This window comes from bacterium (genome assembly GCA_020440705.1).
GTDB lineage: Bacteria > Krumholzibacteriota > Krumholzibacteriia > LZORAL124-64-63 > LZORAL124-64-63 > JAGRNP01.
This window is the reverse complement of sequence record JAGRNP010000010.1, coordinates 1-14,482: the sequence shown is the minus strand read 5'-3', so window position 1 is coordinate 14,482 and position 14,482 is coordinate 1. Positions and strand designations below refer to the sequence as shown.

16 protein-coding genes are annotated in these 14,482 nt (G+C 70.9%); 3 read left to right on the top strand and 13 right to left on the bottom strand.

Annotated features, from left to right (window positions below):
* Positions 1–59: 59 nt before the first annotated feature.
* Positions 60–1,244, bottom strand: a complete 1,185-nt coding sequence (gene arsB, locus KDM41_03020) for an ACR3 family arsenite efflux transporter (protein MCB1182378.1) — start codon at positions 1,242–1,244, stop codon at positions 60–62.
* Positions 1,245–1,381: 137 nt separating this feature from the next.
* Between arsB and KDM41_03015 the strand changes: the two genes are divergently transcribed.
* Entirely contained in the window at positions 1,382–2,107 is a 726-nt protein-coding gene (locus KDM41_03015; protein MCB1182377.1) for a CPBP family intramembrane metalloprotease, read from the top strand.
* Positions 2,108–2,120: 13 nt separating this feature from the next.
* On the opposite strand, the gene KDM41_03010 is transcribed toward KDM41_03015, so the two are convergent.
* The 11 genes from KDM41_03010 to KDM41_02960 form a co-directional block, all read right to left on the bottom strand.
* Positions 2,121–3,359, bottom strand: coding sequence for a tetratricopeptide repeat protein (locus tag KDM41_03010; protein ID MCB1182376.1), 1,239 nt, complete (start codon positions 3,357–3,359; stop codon positions 2,121–2,123).
* A gap of 1 nt (position 3,360) precedes the next feature.
* Positions 3,361–3,996 carry a TonB family protein gene (locus KDM41_03005; protein MCB1182375.1) on the bottom strand — a complete coding sequence of 212 codons (636 nt, stop codon included), beginning with the start codon at positions 3,994–3,996 and terminating at the stop codon, positions 3,361–3,363.
* Between the two features lie 3 nt (positions 3,997–3,999).
* A complete protein-coding gene (locus tag KDM41_03000) occupies positions 4,000–4,419 on the bottom strand; it encodes a biopolymer transporter ExbD (GenBank protein ID MCB1182374.1) in 420 nt (139 codons plus the stop codon).
* Complete coding sequence (locus KDM41_02995) at positions 4,416–5,054, bottom strand: MotA/TolQ/ExbB proton channel family protein (GenBank protein MCB1182373.1); 639 nt, start codon at positions 5,052–5,054, stop codon at positions 4,416–4,418. The genes KDM41_03000 and KDM41_02995 overlap by 4 nt, the downstream gene beginning before the upstream one ends.
* 80 nt (positions 5,055–5,134) lie before the next feature.
* Positions 5,135–6,559 carry a DUF3450 family protein gene (locus KDM41_02990; protein ID MCB1182372.1) on the bottom strand — a complete coding sequence of 475 codons (1,425 nt, stop codon included), beginning with the start codon at positions 6,557–6,559 and terminating at the stop codon, positions 5,135–5,137.
* Positions 6,556–7,374 carry a DUF3450 domain-containing protein gene (locus KDM41_02985; GenBank protein MCB1182371.1) on the bottom strand — a complete coding sequence of 273 codons (819 nt, stop codon included), beginning with the start codon at positions 7,372–7,374 and terminating at the stop codon, positions 6,556–6,558. The genes KDM41_02990 and KDM41_02985 overlap by 4 nt, the downstream gene beginning before the upstream one ends.
* 88 nt (positions 7,375–7,462) lie before the next feature.
* Positions 7,463–8,113, bottom strand: a complete 651-nt coding sequence (locus KDM41_02980; protein MCB1182370.1) for a hypothetical protein — start codon at positions 8,111–8,113, stop codon at positions 7,463–7,465.
* A 22-nt stretch (positions 8,114–8,135) separates the two neighbouring features.
* Positions 8,136–10,001 carry an oligoendopeptidase F gene (pepF, locus tag KDM41_02975; protein MCB1182369.1) on the bottom strand — a complete coding sequence of 622 codons (1,866 nt, stop codon included), beginning with the start codon at positions 9,999–10,001 and terminating at the stop codon, positions 8,136–8,138.
* Between the two features lie 123 nt (positions 10,002–10,124).
* Complete coding sequence (locus KDM41_02970; GenBank protein MCB1182368.1) at positions 10,125–10,511, bottom strand: response regulator; 387 nt, start codon at positions 10,509–10,511, stop codon at positions 10,125–10,127.
* A gap of 16 nt (positions 10,512–10,527) precedes the next feature.
* Positions 10,528–11,391 carry a protein-glutamate O-methyltransferase CheR gene (locus KDM41_02965; protein ID MCB1182367.1) on the bottom strand — a complete coding sequence of 288 codons (864 nt, stop codon included), beginning with the start codon at positions 11,389–11,391 and terminating at the stop codon, positions 10,528–10,530.
* A 13-nt stretch (positions 11,392–11,404) separates the two neighbouring features.
* Positions 11,405–11,812 carry a response regulator gene (locus KDM41_02960; GenBank protein MCB1182366.1) on the bottom strand — a complete coding sequence of 136 codons (408 nt, stop codon included), beginning with the start codon at positions 11,810–11,812 and terminating at the stop codon, positions 11,405–11,407.
* Positions 11,813–12,016: 204 nt separating this feature from the next.
* On the opposite strand from KDM41_02960, the gene KDM41_02955 reads away from it, so the two are divergent.
* Both KDM41_02955 and mutM read left to right on the top strand, forming a co-directional pair.
* The gene (locus KDM41_02955) at positions 12,017–12,811 is read left to right on the top strand and encodes a TerB family tellurite resistance protein (protein ID MCB1182365.1); all 795 of its coding nucleotides are present in this window, start codon (positions 12,017–12,019) and stop codon (positions 12,809–12,811) included.
* Positions 12,812–12,848: 37 nt separating this feature from the next.
* Positions 12,849–13,670, top strand: coding sequence for a bifunctional DNA-formamidopyrimidine glycosylase/DNA-(apurinic or apyrimidinic site) lyase (gene mutM / locus KDM41_02950; protein MCB1182364.1), 822 nt, complete (start codon positions 12,849–12,851; stop codon positions 13,668–13,670).
* A 9-nt stretch (positions 13,671–13,679) separates the two neighbouring features.
* Here the strand turns inward: mutM and KDM41_02945 are convergent.
* A partial coding sequence (locus tag KDM41_02945) for a Gfo/Idh/MocA family oxidoreductase (protein MCB1182363.1) occupies positions 13,680–14,482 on the bottom strand: 803 nt, incomplete at its 5' end.

The window sequence follows — 14,482 nt, the reverse complement described above, 5'->3', positions numbered from 1 at the left end:
TGACGAATGCCGCGGCCTTTGGGGGCCGCGGCGTATTTTTCTGGAACGGGCCGGCCACCTCAGTCCCGCGCGAACCACCCCTCGGTGCGCAGGCAGATGCGCACGAGCATGAGCATCACCGGCACCTCGATCAGCACGCCCACGACGGTGGCCAGGGCCGCGCCGGAGCTGAGCCCGAAGAGCATGGTGGCCGTGGCGATGGCCACCTCGAAGTGGTTCGAGGCGCCGATCATGGCCGTGGGCGCGGCGTCGGCGTAGCCGAGGCCCAGCTTCTGCGCCACGAAGTAGCCGAGGGCGAAGATGACCACGGTCTGGATGAACAGCGGCACCGCGATCCAGACGATGGTGAGCGGGTTGGCCAGGATGACCTCCCCCTTGAAGCTGAACAGCAGCACCAGGGTGGCCAGCAGGGCGATGATGGTGATGGGCGTCAGGATGTGGAGGAACTTCTGCTCGAACCACGCCTGGCCCTTCGTGGCGAGAATGGCTTTGCGCGAGACGAATCCGGCCACGAGCGGCAGCGCCACGTAGACGCCGATCGACAGCAGCAACGCCTGCCAGGGCACGGGCAGGCGCCCCACGCCGAGCAGGAAGCCGCCCAGGGGACCGAAGACGAAGAGCATGGTGAGGGAGTTGATGGCCACCATGACGAGGGTGTGGCCGTCGTTGCCGCGGGCGAGGTACCCCCAGACCAGCACCATGGCCGTGCAGGGCGCGATGCCGAGCAGGATGCAGCCGGCCAGGTAGCTGCGCCACAGCGGGACTTCCAGCATCTTCACCCCGTCGTGCAGGACGACCGTGCCCACGCCGTGGACCGCGCCCACGGGCAGGTCGAGGCCGAAGGGCATCTTCACGAGATCCACGGCGTCCGGGCCGATCAGGCCCTTGAAGACCGAGCCCAGGCAGAACGCCGCGATGGCCACCATGGTGAAGGGCTTGATCAGCCAGTTGATCACCAGCGTGAGGGTGACCGGCCTGGCGCTCTTGCCGGCCTGGACCACCTCGCCGAAGTCGATCTTCTCCATGATGGGGTACATCATGAAGAAGAGGCAGACGGCGATGGGGATCGAGACGACGGGGGCGCCGCCGGCGTCGATCGTCAGGCCGTCGAGGGTGCGCGCGAGCTGGGGCGCGACCTTGCCCAGCACGATGCCCGCCGCGATGCACAGCAGCACCCAGGCGGTGAGGTACTTCTCGAAGACGGACAGCCCCTGGGGCTTCTTGGTGATGCAGGCCTTGTCCATGGCGGCTTCCCGGAGCGGGGTGGTCGGTGGCGTCGCGGGGCAGTCTAGCAACTCGCGGCCGGATGCGCCATGGGGGTGGACGGGCGGATCGTTGGTGGTAGTCTGAGGCGGCCCCGCAACCCGGACGGAGATCGCCGATGCCCCCCACCTCACCCGCCCTGCGCCGCCTCGTGCTCGGTGCCATGGCCGTCGCGCCCGCGGTGGTCGTGGTCGCCCTCGAGGGACTGCGCAGCGTGTGGTGGACCTTCGCCCTGTACCAGGTGGGGATCTGCCTCGTGCTCCCTCTGGCGACGTCGCTGGCCGGCGGGCGCGGCTTGCGGGAACACGCCCGGCTCGTGGGCCTGGCGGTGCCGCCGGACGCTCCGCGGTGGGGCGGGCGCACGGCGGCGGTGATCCTCGGCCTGGGCACCGCAGTCGCGACAGCGGGCTTCCTGCTGGCGACGCAGGGCGCGTTCCTCGACGCGGGCCGGCTGGCCGAGGTGGTCGCCGGCTGGGGCGTGCGGGCCGACCAGCTGGGGGCCCTGCTGGCCTTCATGGCCGTGGTCAACGCGGCCTCCGAGGAGCTCTTCTGGCGGGGCTGGGCGCCCGGCGTGTTCGCCGCGGCCCGGCCCGACGGGAGGCCGCCCGTCCTCCTCGGCGTCGTCGTGCCCGCGCTGCTGTACGCCAGCTACCACGTGCTGACCCTGGCCCGCCTGACCGGCGAGCCCGGCGCCGTGGTGCTCATGGCGGGCGGCATCCTGGCCGCCGGACTGGCCTGGGGCGAGGTGCGGCGCCGCACCGGGCACGCCTGGCTGCCGCTGGCGAGCCACGGCGGGGCGGTCGTCGGCTACATGGCGGAGTACGTGGCGTTGACGGCGAAGTAGGGCGCGCGGGAGGCTACGGCGCTTCGTCGAGGCGGGCGAGCAGGCTGCGCGCCGACCGGGCCTGGTCGGGGAACTCCGCCGCCCGCTCCAGATGGGCGCGGGCCTCGGCGCGGCGGTCGCGTTCGTAGGCGCAGTACCCGCGCATGAGGTGGCCCCGTCCGAAGGCGTCGTCGAGGGCGAGGGCGGCGGCGTAGGCGGCATCGGCCGCGTCGTAGTCTCCGGCCCGGTATTCGAGATCCCCCTTCAACGCCCACAGCTTCGGCGTGGGCCGCGCCGTGAGGGCGCGGTCGAGGGTGGCGCGCGCCGCTTCGGACTCGTGGGCCGCGAGCCACGCCGACGCCAGCTTGCGGTAGGCTTCGGGCGCCGGTTCGGCGCCGGCGGCGAAGGCCCGTTCGTAGGCCCGGGCCGCTTCGAGCGGTACGCCGATCACCGCGTACAGATCGCCGAGCTGCTCGAGCTCGTCGCGCGAGAGGTCGCGCAGGCGTCCGGCCACGGCCAGGTGCACCGCCGCCTGCTCGTAGTCGGCCTGGCCGGCGTGGAAGCGGTAGGCGAGGTCCCACACGGCCGGATCGTTCGGGTGGGCGCGGATGAGATCGGCGAGGGCCTTCTCGGCGCGCGCCGGCTGGTCGGCATCGACGGCGGCCGCGATGAGGGCCTGGTACCAGGCGAACTCGGGCCGGTCGGGATGGGATGCGACGAGGCGCGCGAGGGTGTCGGTGGCGTCGGCGGCGCGGCCGGCGGCCAGCAGGCTCGCCCCCGCGTAGTAGAGCAGCTCGGGCTCGCGGCCGGGGCTCAGGTCGTAGGCCTGCGCGAAGGCTTCGCCGGCGCGGGCGAAGTTCCCCGTGGCGTAGTCCGCTTCGCCTAGGCGCAGCCAGGCCCGCCCGTAGCGCGGCGCCAGGGCCACGGCGCGCTCGAGATTCGCCGCCGCGTCGGCGGGGCGGTCGAGGGCGAGCTGGCTCACCGCGAGGGTGAAGCGCAGCAGATGGTGGTCGCGGCCGGGATCGCCCGCGAGCCACTCCTCGAGGGCGGCGGCGGCTTCGCCGTGATTGCCGTCGTCCTGCCGGGTGCGGGCCTGGAAGAGCACGCGCTGGGCCCGGCTGCTCAGGCCGTCGCCCGACTCGAGCGCCTGCTGCTCGGCGCGCAGGGCGGCGGTGTCGTCGGGTGGGGCGGCGCGAGCGATCGGGGCGCCGGGACCGGCGGCCAAAACTCCGGCCAGGAGCAGCAGCGCGGCGATCCGTCCGGCACGCACCATCTCAACCCCCCAGCCTGAACTCGACCGCGGTGACGACCCACGACGGCACCGCCTGGCCGTCGAGCACCCCCGGCCGGAAGCGCCAGTTGGGGATGGTCTTCATGACGGCGTCGTCGAAGAGCCCCTGGGGGTCGGAGCTGATGATGGAGATGTTGCTGATGCTGCCGTCGGCCCCCACGAGGAAGCGCACCTCGACGACACCCTCGATGTTGCGCTGCCGGGCCTTGTAGGGGTAGACCGGGTTCGAGCGCACGACCGCGCGGGGCGGCGTGTCCAGGTCGGACGCGTTGAAGACGAAGCCGCCGGTGGCGGGGCCGCCCTGCAGCAGGGACGGATCGAGCTCGACGCGGATGGCCGTCGGGTCGGGGGCGTCGAGGCTGGGTCGGGCCAGTTCCGGCGTGAAGTCGGGTTTCAGCTTGGGCTTGGGCCGGGGCGGCGGCGTCTCGCGCTTCTCGGGCGGGCGGGGCGGCGTGGCCGGCTTGAGGGTGACGAGGTTCACGCCCACGGGCTCGGTGAGGTCGGTGACGACGGGGCGCTCCCGCGCGAGCAGCGCCGCCGAGGCCAGCAGCGCGGCGTTGAGCACCAGCGCCGCGACGACGGCGGGCACCAGGCGTTGCGGAGAGCGCCAGAAGTGCACGGCTCAGCCCTCCTCGACCCGCTTGGCGGCGAGGCTCACGCTGCGGGCGCCCGCCAGCCGGCACTGGTCCATGGCCTCGACCACGGCGCCGGTGTTGGAGTCCTTGTCCGCGACCACGACCACGCCCGCCTCGGGGTCCTCGGCCAGGGCCCGCTCGACCAGGGCGCGCACGCTGCGCACGTCGATGCGCTTGCCCTCGAAGTAGATCTCGCCGTCGGCGTTCACGCCGAGCAGGATGTTGCCGCGCTCCTTCACCTCGGCGGTGGCCGCAGTGGAGCGCTGCACGTCGATGCCCGTCTCCTTGACGAAGCTGGTGGTGACGACGAAGAAGATCAGCAGCAGGAACACCATGTCCACCAGCGGGCCCATGTTGATGTCCACGTTGCCGTTGCCGCCGCGCAGGGACTTGCGCACGTCGATCATGCCGTCTTCTCCTTCGGGGCGAGACACCGCTCCAGGGCGGCGTGGGTCTCCTCGAGTCCGGTGTGGAGCTGCTCGGCGGCGCGGCCGAGGCGGTTGCTCATGAGCAGCCCCGGGATGGCCACGAGCAGGCCGGTCTGGGTGGTGATCAGCGCCACCGAGATGCCGCTGGCGAGGGCCCGGCTGTTGCCGGTGCCGAAGAGGGCGATGACGTCGAAGGTCTCGATCATGCCCAGGACGGTGCCCAGCAGGCCGAGCAGCGGCGCCACGGCCGCCAGCACGGCGATGGTGGCGCGGTGCTCGTCGAGTTCGCGACCGAGGCGCAGGGCGCAGTGGCCGAGGATGTCGCGGTCGAGGTCGCGGTCGCCGGTGCGCTCGGCGAGGAACTCGCGGACGAGGGTGGCGCGGAGGCCGGCGGGGTGCGAGGGGATGTTCGCGGCGGCGTGTTGCCCGCGGGACTCGGGCGGGGCGCCCGGAAGGCTGGCGTCGACGGCCCCGGGGCCGTGTTCATGCTGCCCGGGCAACACATCGCCGGACCGGGACAACTCACGCTCGAGCTGCGACAACGCCCCCACCTTGTCGATATCCCGCCGCAGCGCCGCATAGGACCGCAGCCGATCGACGATCAGCGCCCACATGACCACCGACACCGCCACCAGCGGCACCATGATGAAGCCGCCGTGGCGCAGGTAGTCGAGGGTCTGCCAGTACAGGTCGGTCATGGCTGTCCGGCCAGCTTCCGCTTGCGGATGATGTTCGTGAGCTGGACGGCCTTCTCCTCCATGTCGCCGATGAGGTGGTCGCTGCGGCGCGAGAGCCACGTGTGGCACAGCATGATGGGGATGGCCACGGCCAGGCCCAGTTCGGTGGTCACCAGCGCCTCGGAGATGCCGCCGGACATGAGCTTCGGGTCGCTGGTGCCGAAGAGGGTGATGACGCGGAAGGTGTCGATCATGCCCGTGACCGTGCCGAGCAGGCCGAGCAGCGGCGCCACGGCGCCGAGCACGGCGAGCATGGCGATCCCGCGCTGCACGCCGGGCAGCTCGTGCAGGATGGCTTCCTGCAGGGTGCTTTCGAGGGTCTCGCGGTCGTCGTCGCGGGCCGCGAGTCCGGCCCTGATGACACGGCCCACGGCGCCGGAGCGGCCGGCGTCATCGGCCACGAGCTTCTCGCAGGCGGACCAGTCGCCGGCGGCGGCCAGGCGGTTCACCTCGCCCATGAGGCGGTCGGTGTTGCCGTGCAGGCGGCTCATGAAGACGGCCTTGAACAGGATGAGCGCCAGGGCAAGCACGCCGATGACCAGGATCGGCCACACGACCGGCCCGCCGGCCCGGATCTGCTCGACGAGGTTCGTGCCCTGGCCAAGCTGGCGCAGGGCCGCGCCACCGCTCATGTCGACGGGCACCGCGTCGGCGCCGCCGTCGAGGTAGCGGTCCAGGGCCCGGGCGACGCCGCGCGGCGGCAGGTCGGCCAGGGCGAAGAGGCGGCGGCCGTCGGGGCTCCAGGTGAGGAAGCCGGTCTCGTCCGGGGTGCGGTAGACGGTGGTGAACTTGCCGGTCTGGAAGATCTCGCCGCTGGTCTCGCGGCCGTCGCGGCCGACGAACGCCCCGGAGCGGCGGGTGACCTGGCCGCTGCGGCGCATCTCGTCCATGAAGACGTCGGCCATGCCGGTGATGTCGTCGATGTCGGGGAAGTAGCCCGTGTCCAGGAGCGGGCGGACGCGTTCGAGGCGGCCTTCGGCGCCCGCGTCGAGAGGCGAGGCCTTGAGCAGCGATTCGAGGTCGCGGGCGGCCACGCGCACGTTGCCACTGATCTCCCGGAAGCCGAGCTCGCGGCGCGACCACTGGTCGGCCATGTCGGCCCGGCGGATCTCGAGCTCATCCTGGCGGCGGCGCAGGACGGCGATCTCGTCCTCGAGGGCCTTCTGTTCGGCCTCGAGGCGCGCGACCTCGGCGGTGAGCCGGTCGCGGTCGGCCACGATGGCGGCCTCGGCGCGGGCGGCTTCCTCGGCGGCGGCGTTGCGGTCGGCTTCGGCGGCGCGGGCGGCCTCGCGGATGTCCTGAGCGGCGGCCGGCAGGGCGACCCCCAACGTGGCGGCCGACAACACGGCGAGAACGGCGCCGGTCAGCAGGCGGGTCTTCATGGCGCGACCCTCCCGAGCGGCAGTTCCACGAGTTCGACCGGGCGGCGGCGCGTGGCCATGTCGACGGCCAGGCCGAGGTTGCGCTTGTGGGCGCCGGAGAGCTCGGTCCAGGCGGCGGCGCCCGGGTCCCAGGTGCCGACGCGGTCGCCGTCGGGGGTGCGCCAGAAGAGGGCGACCCGGCCGAGGCGCAGGATGTCGGCGAAGATCTCCTCGCCGCCGACGGTGATGCGGTCCTGGTACACCTCGACGGTGGCGCCGTAGCCGGTCTCGACCTGCAGGGCCTCGAGCAGGCGGCGCAGCTTCTCGCCGGCCGCGGTGTCGGGCTGGACGAGCTCGCGCGAGAGGCTCTCGAGGCGGCCCTGGCGCTCGGCCGGCAGGAAGGGCAGGCTGCGGTCGACGTCCGCGGCGAGACGGTCGAAGATCACCAGCAGGGTGTCCTGCAGGCTGGCCTCTAGACGCTCGGCCTCGTCGAGACGGCGCGCCAACTCGGCGACCCGCGCCTCGGCGGCGGCCACGCGGGCCTGCTCCTCGTCGCGCCGGTCCTGCAGCCAGGCCACGCCGGCCTTCGCGCTGCGGAAGCGGGCCGCGAGGGCGTCCTGCTCGTCCTGCCAGGCATCCTGTCGCTGCTGGGTGGCCTGGCGCGTGTCGACGGCGCCGGCCGTGGCTTCGCGGGCCCGGTCGGCGGCCGCGGCGTCGGCCGGATCCTGGGCGCGGAGCGCGGAGGCCCCCGCGCCCGCCAGCAGCAGGAGCGCCCCGACGGCCACGGCGAGACGCGGCAGCCGGAGAGCGCGGAAGGGGGAAGGCAAACGGGTCATGCGATGGATCCTCGTCGGTGGGGTTCCGGGGCGAAGCGATGCCCCCAGTATAGCGGCGGTCGGGCCGATCCGGAATGCCGGCGGGCCGCTATTCCGTGTAGGGCACGAATTCGTTGAAGAAGGTCTGGAACTCGGGGTTGTCCCACAGGTCGCCCCGGGCGCTCCACCCGCTCAGGATGTAGATGTCGTGGTAGACGAGCAGGCCCCGCACCCAGAACTGGCCACTGCCGTCGGCGGCCGTGCCGAACACCTCGAGGCCCTCGACCTTGAGCCCGTCGGGGTACTCCTTCTTGATGGCCTGCTGGCGGACCAGCTTGACGCCGGCCGCCTCGAGCACCTTCCGCACCCGGGACACGACGTGGGCCGGTCCGGCCGGGCGGCCCTGGCGGTCGCGCACGTCGAGGGACGCCGTGACCGAACAGCCCTCGCCCTCGACGCCGTACTGGTCGCACGAGACATGCTGCACGAGGACGATCTCGGCCTCCTCGCCCTCGGCGAAGGGGTCGGCGTCGTTGGCCCGGATCTTCAGTTCACCGCACCCGCTGGGCCAGGTGACCTGGAACTGCCCCTCTTCCGAAGCATAGCGGTAGGGCGTCGAACGGATCTCGCCGTCGCCCACGTCGGGGTTCGTCTTGCGCAGCTGGGCGTCGGCCGGGCCGGCCGCGAGGGCCGTCAGGGCCGCGACGAGCGCGATGGCCGCGAGGACGCGGCGGCGCGGCCACGAGGGGGTGCTGGTCATGCGGTGTCGTCCTTCGGTTCGTCTAGCCGAGCAGTTCCTCGACCTGATCGATCAGGGAGGCGAAGAGCGCGATCACGTCGGCCATGGGCCGGCTGGTGGTCATGTCCACGCCGCCGAGCATGATGGTGTCGACGGGGTAGCGGCTGCATCCCGAACGCAGGATGTCGAGGTATTGTTCCCGGTCGGCTTCGCCCCCGCCGAGCACCTTGCGCGACAGGGCCACGGCCGCCGAATACGCCGTGGCGTACTGGTAGACGTAGAAGTTGTAGAAGAAGTGCGGGATGCGCGTCCAGGTGAGCGGACTGCGCACGGGGTCGAAGGCGGCCTCGGGGCCCCAGTACTTGTGCAGCAGCTCCTGGTAGAGGGCACCGAGGGAGTCGGCGGTCAGGGTGTCGCCCTCCTCGCCCAGCACGTGGATGCGGTGCTCGAACTCGGCGAACATGGTCTGCCGGAAGACGGTGTTGTTGATCTGCGAGAGGTGGTAGTCGAGCAGGTAGAGCTTGCGGCGCGGATCGTCGCTCGTCTTCAGGAGGTGGTCCATGACCAGCAGTTCGTTGAAGGTCGACGCCACCTCGGCGGTGAAGATGGGGTAGTCGCCGTACACGTAGGGCTGGTTGCGGGTGGCCAGCCAGGTGTGCATGGAGTGGCCCAGCTCGTGGGCCAGGGTGAAGGTGTCGCCCAGCTGGTCGGCCCAGTTGAGCAGGATGTAGGGCGGCGTGTCGTAGACGCCGTTGCTGTAGCCGCCGCTGCGTTTGCCCACGTTCTCGTGCACGTCGATCCAGCCGGTCTCGATGCCCTCCTTCACCGTCGCCACGTAGTCCGGGCCGAGGGGGGCGAAGGCGTCGAGCAGCATGGTGCAGGCATCGTCGTAGTCGAACTTGAACTCGCCGTCGGAAAAGAGGGGCACCGAGAGGTCGAACTCGCGCAGGGGGTCGAGGCCGAGCACCTTCTTCTTCAGCTCGGTGTAGCGATGCACGGTGGTGATGTGGTCGCCGACGGTCTCGATGAGCGAGTGGAAGACCTCGGGCGGCACGCCGTCCGGGTGCAGGGCCGCCTCGAGGGTGCCCGGATGGCGGCGCGCCCGCGCGAAGAAGACGTGGTTCTTCACGTTGGCGTCCATGTTCGCCGCGAGGGTGTTCTTCAGGGCGCCGTAGGCGTCGAGGAAGTTCTCGAACGAGGCCTGCCGGACGCCGCGGTCGCGGGACTTGATGAACTTGTAGTAGCGGGCCTTGGTCAGGGCCACCTGGTCGCCGTGCTCGTCGGTGATCGGGTCGAACTCGAGGTCGGCGTTGTCGAAGGCGTTGAAGACCTGGCCCGCCCCCCGCGCCATGAGCCCGGCCCCGGCCAGGAGGGCCTCCTGGTCGGCGGTGAGGGTGTGGGCGCGGCTGCGGTGGATGTTGTGGAAGAAGTGGTCGTAGAGGCGCAGGCCGTCGTCTTCGGCCACGAGTTCAGCCAGGCGCTCGGGCGCGATCTCGAGCACCTCGGACTCGAACCACGACACCGCCTCGGAGAACTTCACGGCCAGGCTCGACACGCGTCCCTTGCGCGCCGTGTTCTCGCCGATGCGCGTGTCCTCGTCGCTCTTCATGCTGGCGAAGACGAGGGCCTGCTCGAGCCGGCGCTGGCAGGCGTGGATGGCCTCGATGGTGCCGAGCAGGGCGGCGCCCGACGCGGCGAGCGTGCCCTGGCACGCGGCCAGGTCCGGCAGGGCGGCCTCGACTTCGGCGCAGCACGCGTCCCAGGCGGTCCAGTCGGGAAAGATCCGGTCCAGGCGCCACTTGTAGCGGTCGTCGATCTCGGAGCGTTCGACCGGGGCCCCGGCCGCCGCCTCGGGCGCGAAGCGGGGTCCGGAAACGATGAAGGGGTCGCGGTAGACGGAACTCTCCATGTCGTCCTCACTTGCGGGCGCGGTGCGGGGGTCTGGGCAGTAGGATAAGACAAGAAAAGCCCCTTGCCAACACCCGGCGCAAGGGGAAACGCCGGGGCGGCAAGGGGCTCGCTGGGCTCGGGCTCAACCGGCGGCGGGCGCCAGGTCGAGGCAGGCCGTCACGTCCTCGCGGAACGAGGCGGCATTGATGGGCTTGGCCACGAAGCGCGTCGCCCCGATGTCGAGCAGATCGGCGATCTCGTGCACGCCGACCACGCCCGACGTGATCAGGATCGGGATCTGGGCCATGGACTTGTCGGCACGGATGGTGGCGATGAGCTGCCGGCCGTCGACCACCGGCATGCTGATGTCGGTGATCAGCAGATCGAAGCCGGGATTGCAACGCAGGGCGTCGAGGGCGTGGATGCCGTCGCTGCTGAAGTGCAATGACAGGCCCAGGGGCTCGAGAGCCTTGCGGATCACCAGGCGCATGGCGTTCTCGTCGTCGACGATCAGGACTTTGGGCGGCACGGGTTCTCCCCCTCGCTCAGGTTCGTTTCACGTAGACCGCGGGCATGACGTAGTCCCACGGGGTTTCACCTCGGGCGAGGGTCTCGGAATGGCCGATGAACAGGAAGCCGCCGGGCGCCGTGTGCTGGAAGTACTTGCCCACCAGGTTGTTGCGGGTCTCCCGGTCGAAGTAGATCATCACGTTGCGGCAGAAGACGGCGTCGAACGGGTTCTTGAAGGGGAAGCGGTCGTCCATCAGGTTGTGGCGGCGGTAGACGATGTTCCGGCGCACGTCGTCGGTGACGCGCAGCAGCCCTTCGGGCGTCTTGGCGAAGTACTTGTTGCGCAGTCCGGCCGGCAGCTGGGACACGCGGTCCTGATCGTACTCGCCGGCCATGGCGGTGCGCAGGGCCGTGGCCGAGATGTCGGTCGCCAGCAGGCGCGGCTGCCACTGGCTGAAGCTGCGGCCGAAGAACTCCATCATGAGCATCATCAGGGTGTAGGGCTCCTCGCCCGACGAGCAGCCGGCGCACCAGATGCGGAGCGACTTGTCGCCCGTGGCCTCGTGGCGCTTGACGGCGCCGGGCAGCAGCGTGTTCACGAAGAACTCGAAGTGGGCCTTCTCGCGGTAGAAGAAGGTGTGGTTGGTCGAGATCCGGTTGGCCAGCTCGTCGAGACCCTCGCCCGACTGGTCGGTGGTGACCCACTCGTAGTACTCGGCGAAGGTCGCGAACCCCCGCTGGCGGAGCACCTTCTGCAGCCGCCCGACGACCAGGGTCTTCTTCTGGTCGGTCAGGTTGATGCCGAAGCGGTCGTAGACCAGCTTGCGGATCGCCTGGAAGTCGCGGTCGGAGATGCGTTCGGCGGCCGGCTGCTCCGGCGGACTGTAGACGGGACCCATGCTCGCTCCTCGCTCAGGTCTGCTGCGGTACCTTGATGCCGAGATCCTCGAGGACGGCCAGGAACTTGACCTTCTCGATGGGCTTGACCACGTAGCCGTCGGCCGACGACGAGAAGGCCTGACGGATGTTGGAGTGGTCCTCGAGGGCCGTCGTCATGACGACCTTCGCGCCCTGCCCGACGGGCATGTCGTGGGTGTCCTCGAGTTCGCGGATCCGCGTCAGGGCCTCCTGCCCGCTCATGCCCGGCATCATGATGTCCAGGCAGATCAGGTCGTAGGGGGTCTTGGCGTGCAGCGCCGCGTGGACGGCGTCGACGGCCTCGGCCCCGTTGATGGCCACATCGCAGTCGCCGAAGGGCTCCAGGTAGCGGCAAAGCAGCCGGCGGCTGATGAAGTCGTCTTCCACCACGAGAATGTTCATGTCCTACCACCCCGTCACTGTCCCCGCTGGGAGGGGAACTCCTGGTCATGAGCCTGCGTATGCAGGCTGGATCGCGCCCCTCATTCATCGGCGATCCTTATCGGGCCTTGAATAATTCTTTAGTCTGCACGGTAGAGTTGGTCCGAGCCGCCCCCGGGTTTATCATGGGGCGGCGACAACGACTTCCGACCTCAGAGGGACTTCATGGGACTGCTCGGGACACTCATCGGTGGCGGGCTCGGCTTCGTGCTGGGCGGCCCCCTCGGCGCGATCATCGGCGGCGCGCTGGGCTCGAACGTGAACATCGGCGGGGAAACCTGGACCCATCCGGGCGAGCGCCGGGCCGGCGAGGGCCCCCGGCCGGGTTTCGGGCGGCCCGGCTACAACCCCCTGCACGCCCAGCAGACCTTCATGATCGCCCTGATCAGCCTGGCGGCGAAGGTGGCCAAGGCCGACGGCACCGTGACCGACGCCGAGGTGCGCCGCTTCGACGACTTCCTGAAGGACCAGCTGAACATGTCGGCCGACGAGCGGCGCGTGGCGGCCCGCATCTGGAACGAGGCCAAGGATTCGGCCGTCCCGGTGGAGGAGTTCGCCGCCCAGATCCGCCAGCTGCTGCTGGGCCAGACGGCCCGCATGCGCGACCTGGTGTCGCTGCTGATGAGCATCGCCCTGGCCGACGGGCACCTGCATCCGGCCGAAGAGAAGATGATCCGGTCGATCGCCGCGACCTTCGGGCTCGGCGCGCGCGACTACGAGGAAGCCGTGAGCATGTTCGGCCGCAAGACCGACGTGAACAGCTCCTACGCCGTACTCGGCCTGGCGCCCGGGGCCACGCCCGAAGAGGTGAAGAAGGCCTACCGCAAGCTCGCCCGCGAGTACCATCCGGACGTGGTGGCCAACAAGGGCATGGGCGAGGAATTCCAGAAGTTCGCCGCCGAGAAGATGCGCGCCGTGAACGCGGCGTACGACCGGATCAAGGACGCCCAGGGGTTCTGATCTCCCCCTTCCACCGACGCGAGGACGCCACGCCGCCATGCCCGAACTGCCCGAAGTCGAGAACGTCGGCCGCGCCCTGAAGCAGAACCTGCAGGGCCAGACCCTCGAGCGCCTGCAGGTGAACTACGCCGGGGTGCTGGGCCAGAGCGCCCGCGCCACCCGCAAGGCCCTGGTGGGCAAGACGTTGACGGACGTACACCGGCACGGAAAGTACCTGGTGCTGGCCTTCGGCGCCGGGATCGACGCCGCCTACCTGATGGTGCACCTGCGCATGACGGGCCAGTTCTTCATCCTCGAGGACTACGAGCCCGACCAGCACGTGCACCTGGTGTTCGAGTTCCCCGACGCGCCGCCGGTGCACTACCGCGACGTGCGCAAGTTCGGCCGGCTGACGCTGGTCGAGGACTTCCGCCACCCTGCCGCCATCGCCCACATCGGGCCGGACATGATGACGGTGCGCTTCCGCGAATGGCTGCCGCGCATCGCGGGCCGCCGCGCGCCCATCAAGTCGCTGCTGCTCGACCAGGGCATCGCCGCCGGCCTGGGGAACATCTACGTGGACGAGTCGCTCTTCCTGGCCGGGGTGCACCCGCTGACGCGGCCGTGCGACCTGGACGAGGAGGTGCTGCGCGACGTGCTGCGCCGGGGCAAGCAGGTGATGCGCACGGCCATCGACCACGGCGGCACCACCTTCCTCAACTTCACCAACTTCTACGGCAAGCCCGGCAACTTCCGGCGCAAGCTGCGGGTGTACGGGCGGGGCGGCCAGCCGTGCCGGGTGTGCGCAACGACGCTGGAGCGGATCGTGATCGGGGGGCGGTCGTCGGTGTTCTGTCCGGAGTGCCAACCGGGCGGGTGACGCACGGAGCTACGGGTTCTCGCCCGGGTAGCGCACCCCCCATTCCCCGCGCAACGCGTCCATCACCCTGAGCACCGCCAGGCTGTGGTCCCACGGCATCACCGGCGACTCGACCTTCCCGTTCCGGATCAGCGCCATGAACGCCTCGGCCTCGTGGGTGTAGCCACCGCCGCGGTGGGGCAGGTCGTGGGTGTGGACCGCGCCGGCGGCGTCGGTGTGGACGAGCCGCGTCCCCGCCCACCACGGATGGGCCAGGGTGAGGCGGCCCCCGGTGCCCAGCAGGTGCGCCTCGCGCGGCGTGTCGACGGTGAGAGCGGCCGTGAGCACGGAGAGCTCGCCGCGGGCGTGGCGCAGGATGAAGGCGTCCTCGACGTCGACGCCGGTGGCGCCGCGGTTGGCGCTCGAGACGATCTCCACGGGCGCGCCCGCCAGCATCACGGCCAGGTTCACCGGGTAGATGCCCAGGTCGAGCAGGGCGCCGCCGCCCCGGGCGGGGTCGAAGAGGCGGCTGTGGGGATCGAAGGCGGCGCGGAAGCCGAAGTCGGCCTGGATCATCCGCAGCTCACCGATGGCGCCGGCCTCGACCAGCGCGCGGGCCTTCGCGACGGAGGGCAGGAAGCGGGTCCAGACGGCCTCCATGAGGGCGAGGCCGCGCTCGCGGGCGGCGGCGATCATGGCCTCGCCCTGGGCGGCGCCGAGGGCCAGCGGCTTCTCGCAGAGGACGTGCTTGCCGTGGGCGAGGCAGAGCAAGGTGTGGGCGCAATGGCCGTCGTGGGGGCTGCCGATGTAGACGGCGTCGACGTCGGGGTCGG

Bases quoted from the DNA above. Each gene is read 5' to 3' on its own strand.
- KDM41_02995 (MCB1182373.1), bottom strand. From the start codon at position 5,054: ATGTGGGCGCTGATCGTCGATCGGCTGCGGTCCTATGCGGCGCTGCGG.
- KDM41_03000 (MCB1182374.1), bottom strand. From the start codon at position 4,419: ATGATCGACGTGCGCAAGTCCCTGCGCGGCGGCAACGGCAACGTGGAC.
- KDM41_02990 (MCB1182372.1), bottom strand. From the start codon at position 6,559: ATGAAGACCCGCCTGCTGACCGGCGCCGTTCTCGCCGTGTTGTCGGCC.
- KDM41_02985 (MCB1182371.1), bottom strand. From the start codon at position 7,374: ATGACCCGTTTGCCTTCCCCCTTCCGCGCTCTCCGGCTGCCGCGTCTC.
- mutM (MCB1182364.1), top strand. From the start codon at position 12,849: ATGCCCGAACTGCCCGAAGTCGAGAACGTCGGCCGCGCCCTGAAGCAG.
- KDM41_02980 (MCB1182370.1), bottom strand. From the start codon at position 8,113: ATGACCAGCACCCCCTCGTGGCCGCGCCGCCGCGTCCTCGCGGCCATC.
- KDM41_03010 (MCB1182376.1), bottom strand. From the start codon at position 3,359: ATGGTGCGTGCCGGACGGATCGCCGCGCTGCTGCTCCTGGCCGGAGTT.
- pepF (MCB1182369.1), bottom strand. From the start codon at position 10,001: ATGGAGAGTTCCGTCTACCGCGACCCCTTCATCGTTTCCGGACCCCGC.
- arsB (MCB1182378.1), bottom strand. From the start codon at position 1,244: ATGGACAAGGCCTGCATCACCAAGAAGCCCCAGGGGCTGTCCGTCTTC.
- KDM41_02960 (MCB1182366.1), bottom strand. From the start codon at position 11,812: ATGAACATTCTCGTGGTGGAAGACGACTTCATCAGCCGCCGGCTGCTT.
- KDM41_02965 (MCB1182367.1), bottom strand. From the start codon at position 11,391: ATGGGTCCCGTCTACAGTCCGCCGGAGCAGCCGGCCGCCGAACGCATC.
- KDM41_02955 (MCB1182365.1), top strand. From the start codon at position 12,017: ATGGGACTGCTCGGGACACTCATCGGTGGCGGGCTCGGCTTCGTGCTG.
- KDM41_03015 (MCB1182377.1), top strand. From the start codon at position 1,382: ATGCCCCCCACCTCACCCGCCCTGCGCCGCCTCGTGCTCGGTGCCATG.